The organism is Geobacillus sp. LYN3, assembly GCF_003064505.1.
GTDB classification, from domain to species: domain Bacteria; phylum Bacillota; class Bacilli; order Bacillales; family Anoxybacillaceae; genus Parageobacillus_B; species Parageobacillus_B toebii.
Window position 1 is genome coordinate 1,621,168 of record NZ_QCWL01000001.1, and the last position, 22,249, is coordinate 1,643,416.

Here is a 22,249-nt window from a genome sequence, read left to right on the forward strand (position 1 = left end):
TCCGCCTTTTTATTTTAAGAGGAATAATACATAATAATTTTATACAATCCGTATCAATACATTCGGAAATCCAAAAGGGGTTGTGTATACGCATCGCAGCACGGTACTGCACAGCATGGCGCTTGGATTAGCAGATACACTAGGATTATCGGAAAAAGACGTAGCGATGCCGGTCGTACCGATGTTCCATGTCAATGCATGGGGCATTCCATTTGCAGCGACATGGTTTGGTACTACATTAGTTATGCCTGGACCGGCATTTACGCCGAAAGTATTGGCAGAATTAATTGAAACAGAAAAAGTGACCGTGACTGCGGGAGTGCCGACTATTTGGCTCGGTTTGTTGCAAGAATTAGAAAAAGGAAACTATGATGTAAGCAGTTTAACGCGGATCGTATGCGGCGGTTCGGCGGCGCCAAAAGGAGTGATCCGCGCGTTTGAAGAAAAATACAATATCCCGTTTATCCACGCCTATGGCATGACAGAAACAAGCCCGCTCGTTCTAGTATCGCGTCTAAAAAGCTATCAGCAAGACTTATCTTATGAGGAGCAATTAGAATTGCGCGCAAAACAAGGAATTCTTGTCCCGGGTTTGGAAATGAAAGTGATTGGCAAGGACGGGGAGGTGCGCTGGGACGGAAAAGAAATGGGCGAGCTATGTTTGCGCGGTCCGTGGATTGCGGCGGAATATTATAATGACGACCGGACAAGAGAGGCGTTCCGTGACGGATGGCTGCATACAGGGGATGTCGTCAATGTCGATGAAGAAGGGTTTGTCAAAATTGTGGACCGCACGAAAGATGTGATTAAAAGCGGTGGAGAGTGGATTTCTTCCGTTGATTTAGAAAATGCGTTAATGGCGCATGAAGCGGTGTTTGAAGCGGCAGTTGTCGCTGTGCCGCATCCGAAATGGCAAGAACGCCCGATTGCATGTGTCGTTTTAAAAGAAGGAAAAACGGTGACGAAAGAAGAGCTTTATGACTTTTTGCGGCCGCAGTTTACAAAATGGTGGCTGCCGGATGACATTGTCTTTATGAAAGAAATACCAAAAACGAGCGTCGGAAAATTTTTAAAACGGAAGCTGCGTGAGGAGCTGCAAAACTATTATTCTAGTAAGAATTCTCAATAACAAATGATGTGCCATAAACGAGCGATAGACTTGAACTTTGAATGGAGGAGACGTTATGGCAAAGACGATTGCAGTGGTTGGTGCTGGATTAATGGGAAGCGGCATTGCCCAGTCGGTAGCGATGGCGAAAAAAAGCGTCCGTTTATACGATATTTCCGAAGCGGCCCTTGAGAAAGGGATTGCTTCGATTCAAAAAAGCTTGTCCCGGTTTGTAAAAGCGGGAAAATTAACCGAACAAGATGCGCAGCAAACGTTGCAGCGCATTCGCATTGGCACTGATTTGCAAGAAGTGGTAGAGGGGGCGGATGTCGTCATTGAAGCGGTGCCGGAAGATTTATCGTTAAAGAAAGACGTATTTCAGAAGTTAGACCGTTATACGAAACGGGAGGCCATCTTAGCAACGAACACATCAGAATTAAGCGTGACAGCAATTGCCGCGGCGACGACAAGACCGGATAAAGTGATCGGCATGCATTGGTTTAATCCAGCCCCTGTTATGAAGCTGATTGAAATCGTTAAAGGAGAGACGACATCCGAAGAGACGGTAGCAGTTATTCAACAGTTGTCCGCAGAAATCGGCAAAGAAACGGTTATTGTCAAAGACCGACAAGGGTTTGTCACGACAAGAGCGATTGCCGCACATATGATCGAGTGCATCCGCATGTATGAAGAAGGAGTCGCGTCCGCCGAGGATATTGATAAAGCGGTTCGTCTTGGATTGAACTATCCGATGGGGCCGTTGGAGCTAGCCGATATGGTCGGATTAGACACAATGCTGTTTGTTAGCGAAAATTTAACCGAAGCTTACGGAGACCGTTTCCGGGCGCCGCAAATTTTGCGCAAGCTGGTGGAAGCAGGGCATTTAGGAAGAAAAACAGGCAAAGGATTTTATACGTACAACGAATAAGCGCAAGGAGGGAAAAGGATGAGAGAGGTCGTCATTGTCGAAGCGGTGCGCACGCCAGTCGGCAAGCGAAACGGCGTGTTCCGCAACGTACATCCCGTTCATTTAGCGTCAACGGTGCTCAATGAAGTCGTAAAAAGAGCTGGAATCGAAAAACGGCTTGTCGAAGATATTGTGATGGGATGTGTCACGCCCATTGCAGAGCAAGGATACAATATTGGGCGGCTTGCTGCGCTGGAGGCGGGATTTCCAATCGAAGTGCCAGCCGTGCAAATCAATCGGATGTGCGGGTCAGGGCAGCAGGCAATTCATTTTGCTGCCCAAGAAATTCGCTCTGGCGATATGGACATTACGATTGCTGCCGGCGTCGAAAGCATGACGAAGGTGCCGATTTTAAGCGATGGAAACGAAAAAACGATTCCGCCGTCGCTCCATGAAAAATACGAATTTGTCCATCAGGGCGTTTCTGCGGAATTAATCGCCGAAAAGTACGGGCTGACGCGCGAGCAGCTGGACGCATATGCATACGAAAGTCATCAGCGCGCGATTCGGGCGCAAGAACAAGGGATATTTGATCGAGAAATTGTGCCCGTGGAAGGTTTGGATAAAGAAGGGAACGCCATAATGGTAACAAAAGATGAAGGACCGCGCCGCGATACATCGCCAGAAGCGCTCGCTTCACTAAGGCCTGTCTTTCGGGAAAACGGAAAAATTACAGCAGGCAATGCGAGCCAAATGAGCGACGGGGCGGCTGCGGTGCTATTAATGGAAAAAGAAACAGCGTGGAAGCTTGGCGTAACGCCAAAAGCGAAGATCATTGCGCAAACAGTCGTCGGCTCCGATCCGACATATATGCTTGACGGTGTGATTCCGGCAACAAAAAAGGTGCTTCAAAAAGCAGGATTAACGATTGATGATATCGATTTAATCGAAATTAACGAAGCGTTTGCCCCTGTTGTATTAGCGTGGCAAAAAGAAATTGGCGCTCCGCTTTCCAAAGTGAACGTAAACGGCGGCGCAATCGCGTTAGGCCATCCGTTAGGAGCGACCGGAGCGAAATTAATGACATCGCTTGTTTACGAACTCGAGCGGCGCAACGGCAAATATGGATTGCTGACGATTTGCATCGGTCACGGGATGGCTACGGCAACGATTATCGAACGATTGTAACAAAAACCGGCGCTATGAATGCCCGGTTCTTTTCATGACTGATCCATCGATTGATTCCGCAATGAACGGTGCGGAAGTTTCCAATTATACGTGTACGATAAAATTCTTAAAAACGTGACAACAACGAACAATATATAAAGCTCGACAGGGGTGGAGGCAAGTTTTGTTCCGACCGCTATGCCGGCGACAATCGCCCATACCGCGTAAATCTCCGCGCGAAGCACCAGCGGTTTTCTGCCGGCAAGGATGTCGCGGACAATGCCGCCGCCGCTGCCTGTGAGCACCGCGGCAACAACCACCGCGCTTAACGGATGGTTCATTTTTACAGCATAAAGCGCTCCTTGAATCGCAAACGCCGAAAGGCCGAGCGCATCAAAAAAATTTCCCCATCGTTTCCAATGTGTCAATGTTTTTTGCGGAAATAAATAAACAATGGTCATGGCCAATAACGCGATAAGAAACAACGTTCCTTGCTCCCATAACGCCGATACCGGGACACCGATTAGCAAATTGCGAATGGCGCCGCCGCCAAACGCGGTAACGATGCCAAGAATATAGACGCCAAGCAAATCGTACTCTTCTTCCATCGCGACAATCGCGCCGCTAATCGCAAAGGCAATCGTGCCAATGATGCTTAACACTTCCCATGTCATACGTGCATCCCTTTCATTCTCGTTGTACGGTAACAATTGTATGGTCATATAAACGGAAAATCAATCCTCATTATTTTATTATGATAACAGGCCGTATGCTTGTTATATAGCGATTTGCGATAAGATTTGTTATGATGGATGCAGGTTGAGTTACGCTGATGGAAGGAAGGTGCTGCATTGAACGAACGTGAAAAAGTGATTTTAGTCGGATGTCAACTTCCCCATATCGATGATGAACGGTTTTTTTATTCCATGGAAGAATTAGCGTCGCTAGTGCATACCGCAAACGGCGAAGTCATCATGACCGTTACGCAAAAGCGGGAAGCGATCCATCCAGCGACATATATCGGAAAAGGAAAAGTAGAAGAACTTGCTCACCTTGTCGAACAATTAGAGCCAGATGTCGTTATTTTTAATGATGAATTATCACCGAGTCAAAACCGCAACTTGTCAAGGCAGCTATCCGTACGCATTATTGACCGGACACAGCTTATTTTAGATATATTCGCGCAACGCGCACGTTCCAAAGAAGGAAAACTGCAAGTAGAGCTTGCGCAATTGCAATATTTATTGCCGCGTTTAAGCGGACAAGGAACGGAGTTGTCTCGCCTTGGCGGCGGGATCGGAACAAGAGGACCGGGGGAAACAAAGTTAGAAACGGACCGCCGGCATATTTATCGGCGCATCGATGAAATTAAAACACAATTGAAATTGGTTGCCGAGCATCGCGAGCGATACCGAGAACGCCGCAAAAAAAATCACGTTTTTCAAATTTCTCTTGTCGGTTATACGAACGCGGGAAAATCGACGCTGTTTAATCGCTTGACTGATGCGGATTCATTCGAAGAAAATTTATTGTTTGCCACCCTCGACCCGCTGACGAGAAAAATAACACTTCCAAGCGGCTATACCGCGCTCTTAACGGATACGGTCGGTTTTATTCAAGATTTGCCGACAACGTTAGTAGCGGCGTTTCGTTCCACGCTCGAGGAGGTAAAAGAAGCAGACTTAATTTTGCACATTGTTGATTCATCGAATCCAGATTATTACAATCATGAACAGACGGTTTACGAATTGCTTGATGAGCTGGGCGTCTCGGCCATTCCGATCGTTACCATCTACAACAAACGGGATATTGCCCATCGTAACTTTGTGCCAAGTACAAAAACAGATGCAATCATCATCAGCGCTTTTGACGCGCACGATTTACACAGGCTGCGGCAATTTATTGAAGAGACGATGATGAAGCAAATGGTTCATTATCATGTATCGATTCCGAGCAATGAGGGGAGACTGCTTGCTCAGTTAAAAGCGGAAACGATTTTACGTGAGTTGCATTATAATGAAGAAAGCGGTATGTATGAATGTAAAGGCTATATAATGCCAAAACATCCGTTATATGGACAATTGCAACAATATCAATAATAGAAAGGGTCATCATATGTTCACACAGTTACGACATGGAGAAAAAATCGCTGCACTTGTGAAAGAAATCGAAGCACAAATTGCACCAATCCACAAAGAAATTGATGAACGGATCGATATCAATCAATATCGGGTATTAGAAAGTTTTCGGCGTCATAAAGTGAGTGACAGCCATTTCATTCCATCAACAGGGTATGGATATGATGACATCGGCCGCGATACGCTCGAACAAATATATGCGGACGTATTCGGAGCTGAAGCGGGGATTGTCCGTCCGCAAATTATTTCAGGAACACATGCGATTTCCATTGCTTTATTCGGCATTCTCAGGCCAGGTGATGAGCTGCTTTATATTACCGGAAACCCATATGATACGTTAGAAGAAATTGTTGGCATTCGCGGCCGTGGTGTCGGCTCATTAAAGGAATTTCATATTCATTATCAAAGCGTGCCGCTGACAACAGAAGGCCGCGTTGACTTTGATGCCGTCAAAAACGCGATTAATGAGCGGACAAAAATGATCGGCATTCAGCGTTCGAGAGGATATGCTACGCGGCCATCATTTACGATTGAAGAAATAAGCGAAATGATCTCGTTTGTAAAAGCGATCAAGCCGGATGTCGTTGTCTTCGTCGACAATTGTTATGGCGAATTTGTCGAAGAAAAAGAACCATGCCACGTCGGTGCAGACTTAATGGCGGGATCGCTGATTAAAAATCCCGGCGGAGGAATTGCGAAAACGGGAGGCTATATCGTTGGAAAAAAAGAATATGTGCAGGCATGCTCGTATCGCATGACCTCTCCGGGCATCGGCGCCGAAGCGGGTCCGACTTTATATAGCTTACATGAAATGTATCAAGGGTTTTTCTTAGCTCCTCATATCGTTGGCCAAGCGTTAAAAGGAGCGGTTTTTACAGCGGCGATGCTTGAGCGAATTGGTTTAAACACGCAGCCGTCTTGGGATGCGAAGCGGACGGATTTAGTTCAGTCAGTACAATTTGAGGATCCGGAACAAATGATCGCGTTTTGCCAAGCGATACAATTTTCCTCTCCGGTAAACGCACATTTTACTCCGTACCCAAGCTATATGCCCGGCTATGAAGACGACGTCATTATGGCGGCAGGAACGTTTATTCAAGGAGCGAGCATTGAATTAACTGCGGACGGTCCGATTCGGCCTCCATATGTTGCTTATGTACAAGGAGGATTAACGTACTCTCATGTGAAAATCGCTATTTGTACGGCGATTGATCAGTTAATGGAAAAACAATTACTTTCTTTGTAAGGAAATCTAACATTTAATTGACATGTATTCTAACGTGATGTAAAATAAATTATCATAAGCGAGGAGGAATTGGCATGAATAGCAACATTCGTCGTTCCATGCCATTGTTTCCGATTGGGATAGTGATGCAATTAACAGAATTGTCTGCTCGTCAAATCCGTTATTACGAGGAGCATGGCCTTGTTTCTCCAGCGCGTACAGAAGGGAATCGCCGTTTATTTTCACTAAACGATATCGATCGCCTTCTTGAAATTAAAGACCTGATTGATCAAGGAGTAAACTTGGCCGGCATCAAGCAAATTTTTGCAGCGCGACAATCGGATAAGAATAAAGAACAAACGGAAAAAGTGGAAAAAGTGGTGAAACAAAGCTTATCCGATGAGGAATTGCGCGAAATTTTGCGAACCGAACTCATGCAAGCAGGCCGATTTCATCGTGCATCACTACGCCAAGGAGATCTCGCTCGCTTCTTTCATTAATAATCGTTCTTCATAAAATTGGGAGCCGGGGAGGAGTTTAGAAATGGCAAAGTACACAAGAGAAGATATTATGCGCATCGTCAAAGAAGAAAACGTCAAGTATATCCGTCTGCAATTTACCGATATTCTTGGCACCGTCAAAAACGTAGAAATTCCAATCAGCCAGCTAGAAAAAGCACTAGACAACAAAATGATGTTCGACGGTTCATCGATCGAAGGATTTGTCCGTATCGAAGAATCGGATATGTACTTATATCCTGATTTAGATACGTTCGTTATTTTCCCATGGACGGCGGGAAAAGGAAAAGTAGCCCGCTTTATTTGTGACATCTATAAGGCTGATGGTACTCCGTTTGAAGGGTGTCCACGCTATAACTTAAAGCGGATGTTAAAAGAGATGGAAGCGCTCGGATTTACCGCTTTCAATCTAGGTGCAGAGCCAGAATTCTTCCTGTTTAAACTCGATGAAAATGGGCGTCCCACCCTTGAATTGAACGACCAAGGCGGTTATTTTGACTTGGCGCCAACCGATTTAGGAGAAAACTGTCGTCGTGATATCGTTCTTGAATTAGAAGAAATGGGATTTGAAATTGAAGCTTCGCACCATGAAGTGGCGCCTGGCCAGCACGAAATTGACTTTAAATACGCCGATGCGGTAAAAGCGTGCGACGACATTCAAACATTTAAGCTTGTTGTCAAAACCATTGCACGCAAACACGGTCTTCATGCAACATTTATGCCGAAACCGATCTTCGGCATTAACGGTTCTGGAATGCACTGCAATTTATCTTTATTTAGAAATAATGAAAACGCGTTTTTCGATCCAAATGGCGACTTGCAATTAAGCGATACGGCGCGTCAATTTATTGCTGGTGTGCTGAAACATGCGCCAAACTTTACGGCGGTGACAAACCCAACGGTGAACTCATACAAACGTCTTGTTCCTGGATATGAAGCGCCATGTTATGTTGCATGGTCCGCTCGCAACCGCAGCCCGCTGATCCGTATTCCATCTTCACGTGGAATGAGCACGCGCATTGAGGTGCGCAGCGTGGATCCATCGGCCAACCCTTATTTAGCAATGGCAGTATTGTTAGCAGCTGGACTAGACGGAATTAAAAACAAATTAACTCCTCCGGCTCCAGTGGACCGCAACATTTACGTGATGACAAGAGAAGAACGCCTAGAAGAAGGAATTGTTGACTTGCCAGCGACATTGGCGGAAGCGCTCGAAAACTTAAAATCGGACGAAGTAATCGTTCAAGCGCTCGGAAAACATTTATTCGAACATTTCGTCGAAGCGAAAGAAATCGAATGGGATATGTTCCGAACTGCTGTGCACCAATGGGAACGCGATCAATATATGGAACTCTATTAAAAGGCAAAAGGCTATCTCGCTTCATGCGAGATAGCCTTTGTTTGTATCTTAGTGAATGACGCGATAGACGCCGATTACTTTGCCGAGAATCGTACAATCGCGGACGATAATTGGTTCTAAATTAGAGTTTTCTGGCTGCAGGCGAATATGATCTTTCTCTTTAAAAAACCGCTTTACCGTCGCCTCATTGTCTTCTGTCATTGCCACAACGATATCTCCGTTATCCGCGGATTGCTGTTGGCGCACAATCACATAATCTCCATCTAAAATACCTGCTTCAATCATGCTGTCTCCCATCACTTCAAGCATAAAAACGTGATCTCCCGATGAAACGAGCCGCTTCGGCAGCGGAAAATAATCTTCAATGTTTTCAATGGCTGTAATCGGCTGACCGGCTGTCACTTTGCCAATGATCGGCACGGAGATGACATCGTCTGTTTGATTGGAAGCAGAAAAATCTGCATCCAAAATTTCAATAGCTCGCGGCTTTGTTGGATCGCGGCGAATATATCCTTTGCTTTCGAGCCGTGCTAAATGCCCGTGTACGGTGGAGCTGGAAGCAAGTCCGACCGCCTCGCCGATTTCGCGGACAGAAGGAGGGTAGCCTTTTGTTTTTACCTCTTTTTTAATAAAATCCAAAATTTGCTGTTGCCGCTTTGATAGTTTCGTCATCCTACACACCTCTTACCACATCATTTGTTTACATTATAGCATGCAGGCATTAAAAAAACAAACATAAGTTCGAGATTTATATTGACACAAACAAATGTTCTTCATTATAATGAGGATAAAACCGAACAAATATTCTTAAGGGGTGGGATAACATGAAACGCATGTTTGTGCATTATATTATTTTTTCGGCGCTCTTATTGATGGTAATTGGGGGATTTTTATATGCGAACAAACCGCTCGAAAAAGACAAATATATGGAAATTACGGTCGCATCGGGAGACACGCTATGGAAGTTGGCAAAGGAATATGAAGAACAACATCAACTTTCGACAACGGAATTTATTAACTGGGTGATCGATGTCAATCATTTGTCAAGCCAGCAAATTGTCGCCGGTGAAAAAATCGTTATTCCTGTGTTAAAATCAAAAGAAAACAAATCGTTAGTCGTCAGCAAATAAAATCATGGAGTGGTTAAAGTGAAAGCGGTTATTTACTGTCGTGTCAGCACAGATAAAGGAGAGCAGGAGACATCGCTGGAACGCCAAAGAGAAGAACTGGAGCTTCTTGCAGAAAAGCACGGCTTTGAAGTAGTGAAAGTCATTATGGAACAAGCAAGCGGCTATGAAGTAGACAGAGACGGTGTGTTTGACTTGCTTTCCACATTGAAAGAGCAGCGGATTGATGCGCTTCTTATTCAAGATGAAACAAGATTGGGACGCGGCCATGCAAGAATCGCACTTCTCCACTGCATTCAAAAAGAGGGAGTAAAAATATATACGATCACCCATAACGGTGAAATGCAGCTATCAGAGGCGGATTCGATGGTATTAAACATTCTTAGCATTGTCGAAGAGTATCAGCGGAAAATACATAATTTAAAAATTAAGCGCGGAATGAAGCGGGCGATTGAGCAGGGGTATCGGCCTGAGCAAAATTTAAAGCACATTGGCGAAAATGCTGGGAGGGAGCGAATCGATCTCCCTGTTGAAGAAATCGTCCGCCTGCGCCATAACGGTTTGACGTTTGCGGAAATTGCTGCGACATTGCGCGGGTTTGGTTACGATGTTTCGAAAGCGACCGTTCACCGCCGCTATCGAGAATATGTGGATTCTCATTCATCGTCCATATGAAAGCATCGTTAATAAACAATCTTTTCCGTTGCTTTTTTATATAAAGATGCATCCGTTCTTCGTTTGCGGCGGATCTTTTTGCATTTCATGGATTTTGAACGTCTTATCAAAATATGCCCAAGCGTGCGATGAAGCAAGATAGTTGCGATTTCTATTTATGTCCTATAAGATGAGAGCGTAACAATACAATAATAGGTGGAGGCAAACATGTTATCAAAGCAAAAAATGGCACGAATTAACGAGTTGGCCAAAAAGGCGAAATCATCTGGTTTAACAAAGGAAGAAGCGCTTGAACAGCAGCAGCTTCGCCGCGAATACATCCAAGTGTTTCGCAAAGCGATGGAGGATATGTTGCATTCCGTAACGGTTATCGATCCCAATGGCAATGATGTGACACCAAAAAAATTAAAAGAAAGTCAAAAAAGCCGGTTGCATTAAAAGGCATAAACATAAAGATGCTTTCTTTTATAAACTAAAGAAATAAGTTGTACATTTCCTTTCATTTTCTATATGATAGAATTGACACTACGTTGATGAAAGGATGAAAAACATGACGCATACAATCGAAGAATTAGCGATTACGACGATTCGAACATTGTCGATTGATGCCATCGAGAAAGCGAAATCCGGTCATCCAGGAATGCCAATGGGAGCGGCACCGATGGCATATACACTTTGGACGAAATTTATGAATCACAATCCAAGCAACCCGAAATGGTTTAACCGCGACCGTTTCGTGTTATCGGCAGGGCATGGGTCGATGCTGTTATACAGCTTGCTTCATTTAAGCGGTTACGATGTTTCCATGGAAGATATTAAACAATTTCGTCAATGGGGCAGCAAAACGCCAGGACATCCAGAATATGGCCATACACCAGGGGTAGAAGCAACGACTGGTCCGCTCGGCCAGGGGATTGCAATGGCCGTTGGTATGGCAATGGCAGAGCGCCATTTAGCAGCTACATATAACCGGGAAAATTTTGAAATTATAAACCACTATACGTATGCGATTTGCGGCGATGGCGACTTAATGGAAGGGGTTGCCTCTGAAGCAGCATCATTAGCTGGACATTTAAAACTCGGCCGCCTTATCGTTCTTTATGACTCGAACGATATTTCGCTTGACGGAGAATTAAACCTTTCCTTTTCTGAAAATGTAGAACAGCGCTTTAAAGCGTACGGCTGGCAATATTTGCGCGTAGAAGATGGAAATAATATTGAGGAAATCGCTAAAGCCATTGAAGAAGCGAAAGCGGACACGACTCGTCCGACATTGATTGAAGTGAAAACGACCATTGGCTACGGTTCGCCAAATAAAGCCGGAACATCTAACGTACACGGCGCTCCGCTTGGGGCGGAAGAGTTAAAACTTACGAAAGAAGCGTATAAATGGACATTTGAAGAAGATTTTTACGTTCCGCAAGAAGTATATGATCACTTCCGTCAAGTAGTAAAAGAAGCGGGAGAGAAAAAAGAAGCGGAATGGAATGAACTATTTGCCCAGTACGAAAAAGCGTATCCGGATTTGGCGAAACAATTGAAATTAGCGATGAACGGAGAACTTCCAGAAGGATGGGAAAAAGCTCTTCCGGTATATGAAGAAGGAAAAAGCCTGGCAACGCGCGCATCTTCTGGAGAAGTGCTAAACGCAATTGCTAAAGCGGTTCCGCAATTGATCGGCGGTTCAGCTGACCTTGCAAGTTCCAATAAAACATTAATTAAAGGCGCCGGAAACTTTACGCCAGAAAGCTATGAAGGGCGAAACATTTGGTTTGGCGTGCGTGAATTTGCGATGGGCGCAGCAATGAACGGAATGGCATTACATGGCGGTTTAAAAGTATTCGGCGGTACGTTCTTTGTTTTCTCTGATTATTTGCGTCCTGCCATCCGCCTCGCTGCATTAATGGGCTTGCCAGTGACGTACGTTCTTACGCATGACAGCATCGCTGTTGGCGAAGACGGGCCGACGCATGAGCCGATCGAGCATTTGCCATCGCTGCGCGCGATGCCGAATTTATCAGTCATTCGCCCGGCTGATGCGAATGAAACGGCGGCTGCATGGCGTTTAGCCGTAGAGTCAACCGATCAACCGACCGCATTAGTGTTAACGCGGCAAAATGTCCCAACATTGCCGAATACGGCAGAACGGGCATACGAAGGCGTGAAAAAAGGTGCTTATGTCCTATCTGAGGCGAAAAACGGCAATCCAGAAGCATTATTGCTTGCGTCTGGATCTGAGGTAAGCCTTGCGGTGAAAGCACAACAAGCATTAGCGGAAGAAGGCATTCACGTTTCTGTCATCAGCATGCCATCATGGGATCGTTTTGAAAAACAACCAGATGAGTATAAACAACAAGTGCTTCCGCGTACAGTGAAAAAACGTTTAGCGATTGAAATGGCAGCTTCGCTCGGCTGGGAGCGTTATGTCGGTGATGAAGGCGATATTTTAGCCATCGACCGCTTCGGAGCTTCCGCACCAGGAGAAAAAATCATGGAAGAGTACGGATTTACAGTAGAAAATGTGGTCAAACGAGTAAAAGCATTGCTTGGCAAATAACAAGAAAAAGCTGTCTTCGCCTTTTTTGGTGAAGACAGCTTTTGTTATGTGAAAAATCGACAATGTTAGCAAAAAAATTTTCCGTTAATAGACATATTTTTCCCTTTTGTTTTCTTATAATAGAAATAAACGAATAGAAGGAACGGGGGATGGGAAATGGTACGCTATTGGATTTATTTGCTAAATGAAGAAGTGGCAAGCTATTATCGCGATCGTACGGAAAAGATTGTCGGGCTATTGCGTGAGCATCAATGCGCGAAAGCGCCGTTGAAAAGCATTTGCCGAAAACAAGTCGAATTTATTACCGAACGGTTATCGTTTTCCCGATTGGAATTAGGATTGAAACAATATTTTGCCGGCAGCGTCGGCAAAAATTTAGAGCGAAATATGTTTATATTGAAAAATGAAATCGGGGATGAAGCGCTGCTTATCGTGCAAAAGCGCCGCCTGCTTCTCGTCACCGACAGTTCATCGATCGCTGACGACATTTGCCGCGCGCTTGCGCAAATTTCCCCTTCTTTTTTAGCGGTCGGCGCCGATTTTGACGACTATGGTTGGCTGACTCCGTTGATGGACGGAAGAAAATTTGCGTAAATAAAAGATTTTTGTAAGGAAATATTGTATAATACCACATGGTTTAGTACACTGTTAGATAGACAACATGAAGGAGGAAGTAATAGTATGTGGACAACGATTCTCGTTGGTGTTCTAGCGCTTATTGCAGGAACAGCGCTAGGATTTTTCATTGCCCGTAAAACGATGATGAACTATTTAAAGAAAAACCCGCCAATTAATGAACAAATGATTCGGATGATGATGATGCAAATGGGGATGACACCATCCCAGAAAAAAATCAATCAAATGATGAAAATGATGAACAATCAGCTAAAATAAACACGGACAGGCACTCGGAACGGAGTGTCTTTTTATTTTAAATAAACTTCCAAAATTTTTTTATTTTTGCTACAATAATATAGCGCATTTTACGTGACGATGGGAGAGGTTCGATGACGGTATTTCGTGATTTATTTTGGTTTTTTCGTCAGGAGAAAAAAGCATATATAACAGGAATTATTGTACTTTTGATCGTTGCTTTTTTCGAAACGATTCCGCCGAAAGTCATCGGAATTATGATTGATCATATAAAAGAAGGAACGATTACAAAAGCAATTCTCATTCGCTGGATGGTTACTTTGCTTGTTGTTGCCATCGTCCTATATGTATTGCGTTATTGGTGGCGCATTTTAATTTTTGGTTCGGCTGTGAAGTTATCGCGGCAGCTTCGCAATGAGCTGTATGCCCATTTTACGAAAATGTCGCCGTCTTTTTACCAACGGAAACGTATCGGTGATTTAATGGCACATGCGACAAACGATTTACAAGCAATTCAACAAACAGCTGGAATCGGGATATTGACGCTTGTCGATTCATTGGCGTTAGGCAGTTTCGTGCTGGCGACGATGGCATTTACGATAAGTTGGAAATTAACGATCATTAGTTTATTGCCGATGCCGATTATGGCGATTGCGACAAGCCGCTATGGCACGCTTCTGCATCAGCGGTTTTTAAAGGCGCAGGAAGCATTTTCTTCCTTAAACGATAAAGTACAAGAAAGCATAAGTGGAATTCGTGTAATCAAAGCGTTTGGCTATGAGCAAGACGACATTGAATCATTTCGCAAGCAGTCGGAAGATGTCGTTTCGAAAAACATGGCGGTTGCGAGAATCGATGCTCTATTTGACCCGACGATTTCATTGATCGTTGGCATTTCGTTTTTCTTAGCCGTTACGTTCGGCGCAAAAATGGTCCTTTCCGGTGAATTAACCATCGGCAAGCTCGTATCGTTTACGACGTATCTCGGTTTGTTAATTTGGCCGATGTTGGCGTTTGGTTGGCTGTTTAACATTGTCGAGCGCGGGCGGGCATCGTATGACCGTGTCCGAGCGCTGCTTGACGAGAAAGAGGAAATTCAAGAGGCGGAAAATGCGATTGCCACCCCTCCAACAGGGGATATTGTTTACGATATTCAACAATTTACGTATCCGAATGAAGAAAAACCTGTTTTACGGAATATTCGCTTTCACTTACGGCGTGGTCAGACGCTTGGCATCGTCGGAAAGACCGGGGCAGGAAAGACGACGCTGCTTAAGCTATTGATTCGCGAGTTTGATCAATACGATGGGGAAATTCGTTTCGGAGATCACGAAATTAGCGAATATACATTACATGCGCTTCGTTCGTCGATTGGCTATGTACCGCAAGACCATTTTTTGTTTTCTGCTACGGTGCGGGAAAATATTGCGTTTGCCTGCCCGGAAGCGAGTGAAGAAGATGTGATAAAAGCGGCAAAATTAGCGAATATTCACGAGGATATCGAACAGTTTGCCGACGGCTATGAAACGATTGTTGGGGAAAGAGGAGTTTCGCTTTCCGGCGGACAAAAGCAGCGCATTTCGATCGCTCGTGCTTTACTTTTAAATCCGGAAGTGCTTATTTTAGATGATTCATTATCAGCGGTGGATGCTAAAACGGAAGAGCGGATTTTGACAGCTTTAAAAGAAAATCGCGGTGGAAAAACGACGATTATTACCGCACATCGGCTTAGCGCGATTCAGCACGCTGATTTAATTCTTGTGTTAGAAGAAGGGTGCATCGCGCAAATGGGAACACACGAAGAACTAATGAGAGAAGGCGGCTGGTACCGCAATATGTATGAACGGCAGCAGCTTGAGTCATTAGTGGAACAGGGAGGGCAAGTATGGAAAATAAATCGTTAACACCAAAAGAACAACGGCAAGTTTTATGGAGATTGTTATCGTACATGAAATTATACAAACAAGATACCATGCTTGCCTTTATATTGCTTGTGCTGGCAACGGCCGGAGAACTCATCGGACCGTATTTAGTGAAAATATTTATCGACGATTATTTAACACCGCAGCGCCTTGATTTTGAGCCACTATTTTGGCTTTCGGCAGCATATATCGGTGTTTTGCTCCTTAAAACGATCATTTCCTACTTTCAACTCGTTAAATTTCAAGAACTGGCGTTAAAGGTTATCCAGGCGCTAAGGATGGACGTGTTTACGAAAGTGCACGAGCTTGGGATGCGCTATTTTGATCAGACGCCAGGCGGAAGCATTGTGTCACGCGTGACGAACGATACGGAAGCGATCAAAGACATGTTTGTTAGTGTACTTGCCGCTTTTATTCAAAATGGCGTATTTGTGATTGGCGTATTTATTGCGATGTTTGCGTTAAACGTACAACTAGCCGTATATTGTTTATTTATCTTGCCGGTTATTATTTGGATTATGAAATTGTATCGTCATTACAGCTCGATTTTTTATAAAGATATGCGTGAACGTCTCAGCGAATTAAATGCGAAACTAAACGAATCGTTGCAAGGGATGGCAGTTATTCAAGTGTTTCGCCAGCAAAAACGGCTTCGCGAAGAATTCTCGCAAATTAACGACAAACATTACGCCGCAGGCATGAAAAATATTAAAATCGACGGTTTGTTATTGCGTCCTGCGATCGATTTCGTTTACATCGTATCGATTATGGTTGTTCTTAGCTTTTTTGGAATTTCCGCGATGGAAAGCCCGGTGGAGATCGGGGTGTTGTATGCGTTTGTCAACTATTTGGAGCGTTTTTTTGAACCAGTGACGCAAATGATGATGCGTCTTTCCCTATATCAGCAGGCAATCGTTTCCGCTTCACGCGTATTTGCACTTCTTGATCATGAAGAGTTGGCGCCGAAGAACGCGGAAAAATCGAAAGCATCGATTACAGAAGGTAAGATTGAGTTTCGCGATGTTAGTTTTTCGTATGACGGAAAACGGGATGTGCTCAAGCATATTTCGTTTGCCGCCAAACCAGGTGAGACCGTTGCGCTTGTTGGTCATACCGGCAGCGGAAAAAGCTCGATTATTAATTTGTTAATGCGGTTTTACGAATTTGACCGCGGTGATATTCTCATTGATGGTGTATCGATTCGCGATTACACGAAGGAAGAGCTCCGTAAAAATATCGGCCTCGTGCTACAAGATCCATTTTTGTTTTATGGAACCATTAAAGACAACATTCGCATGTACAACCAATCTTTAACGGATGAACAGGTGAAAAGCGCTGCTCGTTTCGTGCAGGCGGACTCATTTATTGAAAAACTTCCGGACAAATACGATCACCAAGTAGTAGAAAGAGGATCTACTTTTTCTAGTGGGCAGCGGCAGTTAATTTCGTTTGCCCGAACCATTGCGGCAAATCCAAAAATACTCGTATTGGATGAAGCGACTGCCAATATCGATACAGAAACAGAAGAAGCGATCCAAGAAGCGCTCGCAAAAATGCGGAAAGGTCGAACGACGATTGCGATTGCCCACCGTCTTTCCACGATTCAAGATGCTGACCAAATTCTCGTCCTTCATCGCGGGGAAATTGTGGAGAGGGGAACACATCAAGAGTTGCTAGCACAAAAAGGGTTATATTATAAAATGTATTTATTGCAAAACGGACTAATAGATGTCGAAGAATATGCGTAAAAAAGCGCTTCTCACGCTATGGACGAGGAGCGCTTTTTTGCTTATAGTTTTGTTTGTTATACGTGTTTAAAAGTGAATCAAGCTCCCGGCTCACTTGAATCGTCACGGTTGAGTTCAATCCGTTTTTTGCGACTGCTTCAATCAATTCCATCCGCTTTTTTTCAATTAAAATTAAAATGTCTTTGTTCGGCACAGAGGAACAAGTCCTTTCTTTTAAAATTTTTACAGGTGTATTGTATACTATTTTACCAATAAATTCAAAAGAGCAAAATTGAAAAAGAAAAAAGCATGGTTGTTCATAGGTTACTAATAATGATATTTTTGCTACAATAAAAATAAAAAATCAAGTAGGAGTTGAAAAAAATGGCCGATGTCAATCTATTTTTAGCATTTGGTGCCGGCTTTTTATCGTTTATTTCTCCGTGTTGTCTGCCTTTATACCCGGCGTTTTTATCGTATATCACCGGCATATCGGTGAGTGAGCTGAAGACGGAGAACGCGTTGATGCAGCGGCGAAGTTTATTGCATACATTATTTTTCTTGCTCGGTTTTTCTCTTATATTCATTTCGATTGGATTCGGAACGTCGCTTATTGGGAAATGGTTTAGTGAATACCAAGATTTTATACGGCAAATCGGTGCGCTTCTCATTATTATTTTTGGCCTTGTGATTGTCGGAATATGGAACCCGGCTTTTTTAATGAAAGATCGTCGTTTTTCGTTTCAAGAGCGGCCTTCTGGCTACATCGGCTCGATCATCATTGGCATGGCTTTTGCGGCCGGTTGGACTCCGTGCACTGGCCCGATTTTGGTGTCGGTCATTGCACTGGCGGCGACAAACCCAAGTTCTGGAATGCTATATATGCTTGCTTATTCGTTGGGGTTTGCCGTTCCGTTTTTTATTCTTTCGTTTTTTATCGGAAAGCTGCAATGGATCCGTCGCCACAGTGAAAAAATGATGAAAATCGGCGGTTATGTGATGATTGCAATGGGTGTTGTTCTCTTTTTTGACTGGATGACAAAAATTATTACGTATACGACAAGTATTTTTGGAGGATTCACCGGCTTTTAAATTAGTTTGTTATTAAGGGGAGTAAAGGAGTCATGGCAAAAATTCTCATTGTTGATGATGCAAAATTTATGAGAATGACGTTATCCACCATTTTGAAAAAAGCGAACCATGAAATTATTGGAGAAGCGGAAAACGGGAAAGAGGCAGTGGAACTGTATCAGAGATTAAAACCGGATATCGTCATGATGGATATTACGATGCCTGTGATGAATGGGATCGAAGCTGTGCGTGCGATCAAACAAGAAGATGCAAATGCGAAAATTATTATGTGTTCAGCAATGGGGCAGCGGCGCATGGTTGTAGAGGCGATCGAAGCAGGAGCGGCTGATTTTATTGTGAAGCCGTTTGAAGAAAGCCGCGTGATCGAAGCGGTGGAGCGTTTATTATAAGCAATATGCATATGCAAGATTTGTTGCTTTTTGTTATAATATATTATCATACACTTGAATGAAGAGGATGATGTGTTTGGCTATCGTAAGTTCGATCGTTGCAGTATTCATGGCATTGCTCGTTTTGTTTGTGAGGATGAAAGCATCGAATAAACCGACAAACGCCAAAAAAATTATTTTACCTCCAATATTTATGAGCACAGGGGCTTTAATGTTTATCGACCCAGTATTTCGCGTAACGAAAGGAGAACTGATTGAGGCGGTTGTTTTAGGAGCATTTTTTTCCATCTTCTTAATTAAAACGTCGAAATTTGAAATCAGAAATGGAAAAATTTACTTAAAGCGCTCGAAAGCGTTTATCTTCATTTTAGTCGGTTTGATTGTCATTCGTCTTGGCTTAAAAACATACTTAGGAAGAACCATTGACTATCGCCAATTAAGCGGGATGTTTTATTTGCTTGCTTTTTCAATGATTGTGCCGTGGCGTGTTGCAATGTATATTACGTATAAAAAATTAGAACGGCGTTTAAAACACCAACCGCCCATTTTAACAACATAATAAGAGAAAAAAGCGGGAGATGCGTCCCGCTTTTTTCTTTGCAATCAGCTTACTTGCTTTGCAGCAAATGTTCATAAGGAGCGATATTAATTTGTTTTTCTTTTAATGTTTTTATTAAAAATTTATGGTCGCGTTTTGGGGTTGCTATAATGTAACCGCGAATAATTAAATCTTTTGTAATTCGAGAAGCGTTTTCTTGAAGCGCGAGTTCCCCGATTTTTCCAGCAATTTTTTGCCGAGCGACATCGCGAAACAATTCAGGAACCGGTTTTACTAATTCCTCTAAAAGCGCCTTTTCTTCTTCTCCCCATAAATGCCGTGTCTGCTCAATATAATATTCCTGCCAATCTAGTTCCGATTTCCCATCTTCTTTTGGCAGCCGTTTTAAAAATTTGCGAAACATAAAAAAACCACCGATCGACATGGTGACAAGCAAAAAAACGCTCCAAAACAATATAAACCAAAGAAACCAACCTTTTAGCATCATTCCCACCTCAACGAATTCCAATCTATCAACCATTATTGCGAAAAAAGCGGTTTTTGGCAAGATAAGCATGTTTTTATCACATTGTTACGAAAATGTAATGCAAATGTAAAGAAATGCCGCAATCCTTTATGTGTCAATAGCTGGACTATTGTTATAGCAGTCGAATGGAAATAGAAACCAGTGATATGTATCTATAAACATGCTAATCTATTACAAGCAGACGACAAACCAAAAGGCAACTATGAGGAGGATAGAATAATGATGAAAAAAACTCTTGCAACACTCGCGGTAGTTTGCTGTATGGTCGTTGGCTTTACCTCTTATTCAACAGATGCGGCAACAACTTATACATACTATAAGGTGAAGAAAGGCGACTCGCTTTACAAGATTGCGAAAACATATAAAACAACCACTTCTGCGTTAAAATCATTAAATCATCGAAAAAGCGATGTTCTTATTGTCGGCGAAACAATCAAAGTGCCGCAGCTTGTAAAAACTCAAGCGGCGAAGCAAGCAGAGAAACCTGCTTCCCAAAAGCCGAAATTTTCTATTTGTGCAGAAGAACGAAAACTAATGGCACAGCTTGTCCATGCGGAAACCGGTTTTAGCGAGCCATTTGCCGGGAAAGTGGAAGTTGCGCTCGTTATTTTAAATCGCGTGAAACATCCTGCTTTTCCAAAGAGCATTAAAGGTGTCATTTACCAAAAAACAAAATCGGGTTATGCGTTTGTTTCTGTAAAAACAGGAAAACTAACGCGCATTCAGCCGACGAAACAAGATTATGCTGCGGTCGATCAAGCACTATCGCTATTCCCGAACGACCGCCGCGGTTCGCTGTACTTCTATAACCCTAAAATTATGAAAGATAAATGGATGTTATCAAGACCGGTAACGATTCGTATCGGGAATCATGTATTTGCAAAATAAATGGGGATATTCCCTAGATTGGGAATATCCTCATTTTTTTGTAACAACGGGCTTATCTCTTTCATAGAGGAGAGTGTGGAACGGAACGGCTCGATTTTATCTATGAAAATTAAAAGAATAGACAATTCAATAAAAATATTATGTAAACAAAAAAAGCCCTTCTTATAAGAGCCTACTCATTTATATCTATTACTGTGATATGATTTTGAGGTGAATGGTTTTGTAGAGTAACTTTACTAATCCGAACTTCTAAAATTGGCGGTGAAAAATGGGCGGAAATATTTTTGTCCAGAAGCGAGAATGGCAGTAAAATATTCCGCTGTTTTTCCGTTACCCCATTTTTCTGTATTTGAATCGTCAGCGAATGGTCTTCGCATAGTATGACAATGTTTTCTTTTTGACAATGCGAAAGCTCGGCCTCGATAATATAGTCTTCTGTCGTCTCCAACACATCAACGTGAAAAATTGTTTCATCTAATATGGATGCATAAGGGTCGCTGCATAACAATTCCAGCCATTGCCGCAGTTCGCTTTGCTCTTCCTTTTGATTTTTGTGCACTTGGATAGCTCCCCCGCATTCGTAGTATCGCTGTTGTTTATCGTATGCATGATCGCGGGAAATGTTCGCGGTGGGAGCGGAAAATAGTTAATTACATATCATGGCTGGAATTATGTTTTTGCCGCGTATGGTTGCGGTTTTTAACCTTTTTGGATCCGCTCAGCGGCTCTGGCTGTCCCGGATTGTCTCCTTTTGGAGCGTTTTTTCGCATATCTGTGCTTGTATTTTTATTTGTCATGTTTGGTTATCCTCCTTTTGTTCATTAGCATGCATCATTGTCTTTCATTTATTCGCGGTATAATTTATGGCATGTTTGAAAAGATAATAAATGCATGGCCGTATTTATAAAAGGAGGAAGTAACGATGGCTTATCATAAAAATAAGCAGGAAGCATTTCAAGCGGCACAAAAAGGAACGATGGAAGCGAAGGAATGGTATGATCATTTAGTGCGCGACCAAGCCGATTATGGCCATCAATTAAGTCATTTAAAGAAAGAAGTAAACGAAGCGTTTGAACAAATTAATAATGCGATGGAAGTAGCTTCAGAAAAACAGCGCGTTCAATTGGAAAAGTTTCGCAACGATTTGCAAGCGATTGTCGATGAAGTGAATGAAATTCAATAAAGGGAATGTCGCGACAGGACATTCCCTTTTTTATTTGTACAAAAATTTACGGTAGTCCAGGATGACGAAACGGACGAACCGTTGTTATTGATTCTTTTTTCTTTTTTGTTGTTTTGGCGTTGTGCTTCTGTCAGCGGTTCATTAGAAAATTCTTCGTTGTAGCCGGCACCTTTTCCTTGAGCACTTGCCGCGTTCATTCCAGGGATAACATGGTTCGCTTTCCGCTTTGCCATTTTATTCACGAGAACATCCGCCGGAAGCCCACTGCTTTAGCTGTGGAGGAAGGCGGGGTTTATATTTTTAGTATA

Annotated in this window: 25 protein-coding genes and 2 pseudogenes; 20 read left to right on the plus strand and 7 right to left on the minus strand. The window is 43.2% G+C overall.

The window, feature by feature from the left end; translation table 11 throughout:
- Nucleotides 1–64: 64 nt before the first annotated feature.
- From DCC82_RS08470 to DCC82_RS08480, 3 genes and pseudogenes are all read left to right on the plus strand, one after another.
- Nucleotides 65–1,129 (plus strand): annotated as a pseudogene (locus tag DCC82_RS08470) (AMP-binding protein); the annotation flags it as partial.
- A gap of 55 nt (nt 1,130–1,184) precedes the next feature.
- Complete coding sequence (locus tag DCC82_RS08475; RefSeq protein WP_097354360.1) at nt 1,185–2,036, plus strand: 3-hydroxyacyl-CoA dehydrogenase family protein; 852 nt, start codon at nt 1,185–1,187, stop codon at nt 2,034–2,036.
- Between the two features lie 18 nt (nt 2,037–2,054).
- Nucleotides 2,055–3,203 (plus strand): thiolase family protein, encoded by a 1,149-nt coding sequence (locus DCC82_RS08480; protein WP_097354361.1) that lies wholly within the window; start codon nt 2,055–2,057, stop codon nt 3,201–3,203.
- A 32-nt stretch (nt 3,204–3,235) separates the two neighbouring features.
- Here the strand turns inward: DCC82_RS08480 and DCC82_RS08485 are convergent, their stop codons facing one another.
- Entirely contained in the window at nt 3,236–3,856 is a 621-nt protein-coding gene (locus tag DCC82_RS08485; RefSeq protein ID WP_097354362.1) for a trimeric intracellular cation channel family protein, read from the minus strand.
- 177 nt (nt 3,857–4,033) lie between these two features.
- Here DCC82_RS08485 and hflX point away from each other — a divergent pair, with 177 nt between their 5' ends.
- The 4 genes from hflX (at nt 4,034) to glnA (ending at nt 8,423) form a co-directional block, all read left to right on the plus strand.
- A complete protein-coding gene (gene hflX / locus DCC82_RS08490) occupies nt 4,034–5,281 on the plus strand; it encodes a GTPase HflX (protein ID WP_081189001.1) in 1,248 nt (415 codons plus the stop codon).
- A gap of 16 nt (nt 5,282–5,297) precedes the next feature.
- The gene (locus DCC82_RS08495) at nt 5,298–6,566 is read left to right on the plus strand and encodes a methionine gamma-lyase family protein (RefSeq protein WP_097354363.1); all 1,269 of its coding nucleotides are present in this window, start codon (nt 5,298–5,300) and stop codon (nt 6,564–6,566) included.
- Between the two features lie 74 nt (nt 6,567–6,640).
- Nucleotides 6,641–7,045 carry a MerR family transcriptional regulator gene (locus tag DCC82_RS08500; RefSeq protein WP_015863559.1) on the plus strand — a complete coding sequence of 135 codons (405 nt, stop codon included), beginning with the start codon at nt 6,641–6,643 and terminating at the stop codon, nt 7,043–7,045.
- Between the two features lie 43 nt (nt 7,046–7,088).
- Nucleotides 7,089–8,423 carry a type I glutamate--ammonia ligase gene (glnA, locus tag DCC82_RS08505; protein WP_097354364.1) on the plus strand — a complete coding sequence of 445 codons (1,335 nt, stop codon included), beginning with the start codon at nt 7,089–7,091 and terminating at the stop codon, nt 8,421–8,423.
- 48 nt (nt 8,424–8,471) lie between these two features.
- Here glnA and lexA read toward each other — a convergent pair whose 3' ends face one another.
- Complete coding sequence (gene lexA, locus DCC82_RS08510; RefSeq protein WP_062753273.1) at nt 8,472–9,095, minus strand: transcriptional repressor LexA; 624 nt, start codon at nt 9,093–9,095, stop codon at nt 8,472–8,474.
- Between the two features lie 152 nt (nt 9,096–9,247).
- Here lexA and yneA point away from each other — a divergent pair, with 152 nt between their 5' ends.
- The 8 genes from yneA to DCC82_RS08550 all read left to right on the plus strand — a co-directional run bounded on the left by yneA (nt 9,248) and on the right by DCC82_RS08550 (nt 17,325).
- Nucleotides 9,248–9,553 carry a cell division suppressor protein YneA gene (gene yneA / locus DCC82_RS08515; protein WP_015863562.1) on the plus strand — a complete coding sequence of 102 codons (306 nt, stop codon included), beginning with the start codon at nt 9,248–9,250 and terminating at the stop codon, nt 9,551–9,553.
- Nucleotides 9,554–9,571: 18 nt separating this feature from the next.
- Nucleotides 9,572–10,225 (plus strand): YneB family resolvase-like protein, encoded by a 654-nt coding sequence (locus tag DCC82_RS08520; RefSeq protein ID WP_108430328.1) that lies wholly within the window; start codon nt 9,572–9,574, stop codon nt 10,223–10,225.
- 207 nt (nt 10,226–10,432) lie between these two features.
- Nucleotides 10,433–10,663: a DUF896 domain-containing protein gene (locus DCC82_RS08525; RefSeq protein WP_015863564.1), complete on the plus strand. Its 231-nt coding sequence runs from the start codon at nt 10,433–10,435 to the stop codon at nt 10,661–10,663.
- 112 nt (nt 10,664–10,775) lie between these two features.
- Nucleotides 10,776–12,782 (plus strand): transketolase, encoded by a 2,007-nt coding sequence (tkt, locus tag DCC82_RS08530; RefSeq protein ID WP_062677511.1) that lies wholly within the window; start codon nt 10,776–10,778, stop codon nt 12,780–12,782.
- Nucleotides 12,783–12,938: 156 nt separating this feature from the next.
- Nucleotides 12,939–13,376, plus strand: coding sequence for a sporulation inhibitor of replication protein SirA (gene sirA / locus DCC82_RS08535; protein ID WP_015863567.1), 438 nt, complete (start codon nt 12,939–12,941; stop codon nt 13,374–13,376).
- 87 nt (nt 13,377–13,463) lie between these two features.
- On the plus strand, nt 13,464–13,676 hold the full coding sequence (locus DCC82_RS08540) for a YneF family protein (protein WP_015863568.1): 213 nt from the start codon (nt 13,464–13,466) through the stop codon (nt 13,674–13,676).
- A 113-nt stretch (nt 13,677–13,789) separates the two neighbouring features.
- The gene (locus DCC82_RS08545; RefSeq protein WP_097354366.1) at nt 13,790–15,559 is read left to right on the plus strand and encodes an ABC transporter transmembrane domain-containing protein; all 1,770 of its coding nucleotides are present in this window, start codon (nt 13,790–13,792) and stop codon (nt 15,557–15,559) included.
- Nucleotides 15,541–17,325 carry an ABC transporter ATP-binding protein gene (locus DCC82_RS08550; protein ID WP_015863570.1) on the plus strand — a complete coding sequence of 595 codons (1,785 nt, stop codon included), beginning with the start codon at nt 15,541–15,543 and terminating at the stop codon, nt 17,323–17,325. Before DCC82_RS08545 ends, DCC82_RS08550 begins: the two co-directional genes overlap by 19 nt.
- A 16-nt stretch (nt 17,326–17,341) precedes the next feature.
- On the opposite strand, the gene DCC82_RS08555 is transcribed toward DCC82_RS08550, so the two are convergent.
- The gene (locus tag DCC82_RS08555; protein WP_015863571.1) at nt 17,342–17,518 is read right to left on the minus strand and encodes an aspartyl-phosphate phosphatase Spo0E family protein; all 177 of its coding nucleotides are present in this window, start codon (nt 17,516–17,518) and stop codon (nt 17,342–17,344) included.
- Between the two features lie 170 nt (nt 17,519–17,688).
- Here DCC82_RS08555 and DCC82_RS08560 point away from each other — a divergent pair, with 170 nt between their 5' ends.
- The 3 genes from DCC82_RS08560 to DCC82_RS08570 all read left to right on the plus strand — a co-directional run bounded on the left by DCC82_RS08560 (nt 17,689) and on the right by DCC82_RS08570 (nt 19,344).
- A complete protein-coding gene (locus DCC82_RS08560; protein WP_015863572.1) occupies nt 17,689–18,396 on the plus strand; it encodes a cytochrome c biogenesis CcdA family protein in 708 nt (235 codons plus the stop codon).
- Nucleotides 18,397–18,428: 32 nt separating this feature from the next.
- Nucleotides 18,429–18,785, plus strand: coding sequence for a response regulator (locus DCC82_RS08565; protein WP_015863573.1), 357 nt, complete (start codon nt 18,429–18,431; stop codon nt 18,783–18,785).
- Between the two features lie 70 nt (nt 18,786–18,855).
- On the plus strand, nt 18,856–19,344 hold the full coding sequence (locus tag DCC82_RS08570) for a CcdC family protein (RefSeq protein WP_374720441.1): 489 nt from the start codon (nt 18,856–18,858) through the stop codon (nt 19,342–19,344).
- 49 nt (nt 19,345–19,393) lie between these two features.
- Here DCC82_RS08570 and DCC82_RS08575 read toward each other — a convergent pair whose 3' ends face one another.
- On the minus strand, nt 19,394–19,828 hold the full coding sequence (locus DCC82_RS08575) for a DUF2621 domain-containing protein (protein ID WP_015863575.1): 435 nt from the start codon (nt 19,826–19,828) through the stop codon (nt 19,394–19,396).
- Between the two features lie 261 nt (nt 19,829–20,089).
- Here DCC82_RS08575 and DCC82_RS08580 point away from each other — a divergent pair, with 261 nt between their 5' ends.
- On the plus strand, nt 20,090–20,758 hold the full coding sequence (locus DCC82_RS08580; RefSeq protein WP_108430329.1) for a cell wall hydrolase: 669 nt from the start codon (nt 20,090–20,092) through the stop codon (nt 20,756–20,758).
- Nucleotides 20,759–20,930: 172 nt separating this feature from the next.
- Here DCC82_RS08580 and DCC82_RS08585 read toward each other — a convergent pair whose 3' ends face one another.
- Together DCC82_RS08585 and DCC82_RS08590 are read right to left on the minus strand one after the other, a co-directional pair.
- The gene (locus DCC82_RS08585; protein ID WP_097354367.1) at nt 20,931–21,317 is read right to left on the minus strand and encodes an Hsp20/alpha crystallin family protein; all 387 of its coding nucleotides are present in this window, start codon (nt 21,315–21,317) and stop codon (nt 20,931–20,933) included.
- Between the two features lie 91 nt (nt 21,318–21,408).
- Nucleotides 21,409–21,555, minus strand: coding sequence for a small acid-soluble spore protein P (locus tag DCC82_RS08590; protein WP_015863578.1), 147 nt, complete (start codon nt 21,553–21,555; stop codon nt 21,409–21,411).
- Between the two features lie 125 nt (nt 21,556–21,680).
- Between DCC82_RS08590 and DCC82_RS08595 the strand changes: the two genes are divergently transcribed.
- The gene (locus DCC82_RS08595; RefSeq protein WP_015863579.1) at nt 21,681–21,941 is read left to right on the plus strand and encodes a hypothetical protein; all 261 of its coding nucleotides are present in this window, start codon (nt 21,681–21,683) and stop codon (nt 21,939–21,941) included.
- A gap of 92 nt (nt 21,942–22,033) precedes the next feature.
- Here DCC82_RS08595 and sspO read toward each other — a convergent pair.
- A pseudogene (gene sspO, locus DCC82_RS08600) lies at nt 22,034–22,174 on the minus strand (small acid-soluble spore protein O); the annotation flags it as partial.
- Nucleotides 22,175–22,249 lie beyond the last annotated feature (75 nt).

Coding starts and splice junctions, on each gene's coding strand:
- DCC82_RS08570 (WP_374720441.1), top strand. CDS start 18,856: ATGTGTTTGGCTATCGTAAGTTCGATCGTTGCAGTATTCATGGCATTG.
- DCC82_RS08590 (WP_015863578.1), bottom strand. CDS start 21,555: ATGACAAATAAAAATACAAGCACAGATATGCGAAAAAACGCTCCAAAA.
- DCC82_RS08545 (WP_097354366.1), top strand. CDS start 13,790: ATGACGGTATTTCGTGATTTATTTTGGTTTTTTCGTCAGGAGAAAAAA.
- DCC82_RS08565 (WP_015863573.1), top strand. CDS start 18,429: ATGGCAAAAATTCTCATTGTTGATGATGCAAAATTTATGAGAATGACG.
- DCC82_RS08560 (WP_015863572.1), top strand. CDS start 17,689: ATGGCCGATGTCAATCTATTTTTAGCATTTGGTGCCGGCTTTTTATCG.
- DCC82_RS08550 (WP_015863570.1), top strand. CDS start 15,541: ATGGAAAATAAATCGTTAACACCAAAAGAACAACGGCAAGTTTTATGG.
- yneA (WP_015863562.1), top strand. CDS start 9,248: ATGAAACGCATGTTTGTGCATTATATTATTTTTTCGGCGCTCTTATTG.
- DCC82_RS08495 (WP_097354363.1), top strand. CDS start 5,298: ATGTTCACACAGTTACGACATGGAGAAAAAATCGCTGCACTTGTGAAA.
- lexA (WP_062753273.1), bottom strand. CDS start 9,095: ATGACGAAACTATCAAAGCGGCAACAGCAAATTTTGGATTTTATTAAA.
- DCC82_RS08475 (WP_097354360.1), top strand. CDS start 1,185: ATGGCAAAGACGATTGCAGTGGTTGGTGCTGGATTAATGGGAAGCGGC.
- glnA (WP_097354364.1), top strand. CDS start 7,089: ATGGCAAAGTACACAAGAGAAGATATTATGCGCATCGTCAAAGAAGAA.
- DCC82_RS08580 (WP_108430329.1), top strand. CDS start 20,090: ATGATGAAAAAAACTCTTGCAACACTCGCGGTAGTTTGCTGTATGGTC.
- DCC82_RS08595 (WP_015863579.1), top strand. CDS start 21,681: ATGGCTTATCATAAAAATAAGCAGGAAGCATTTCAAGCGGCACAAAAA.
- DCC82_RS08480 (WP_097354361.1), top strand. CDS start 2,055: ATGAGAGAGGTCGTCATTGTCGAAGCGGTGCGCACGCCAGTCGGCAAG.
- DCC82_RS08575 (WP_015863575.1), bottom strand. CDS start 19,828: ATGCTAAAAGGTTGGTTTCTTTGGTTTATATTGTTTTGGAGCGTTTTT.
- DCC82_RS08525 (WP_015863564.1), top strand. CDS start 10,433: ATGTTATCAAAGCAAAAAATGGCACGAATTAACGAGTTGGCCAAAAAG.
- tkt (WP_062677511.1), top strand. CDS start 10,776: ATGACGCATACAATCGAAGAATTAGCGATTACGACGATTCGAACATTG.
- sirA (WP_015863567.1), top strand. CDS start 12,939: ATGGTACGCTATTGGATTTATTTGCTAAATGAAGAAGTGGCAAGCTAT.
- DCC82_RS08485 (WP_097354362.1), bottom strand. CDS start 3,856: ATGACATGGGAAGTGTTAAGCATCATTGGCACGATTGCCTTTGCGATT.
- DCC82_RS08540 (WP_015863568.1), top strand. CDS start 13,464: ATGTGGACAACGATTCTCGTTGGTGTTCTAGCGCTTATTGCAGGAACA.
- DCC82_RS08500 (WP_015863559.1), top strand. CDS start 6,641: ATGAATAGCAACATTCGTCGTTCCATGCCATTGTTTCCGATTGGGATA.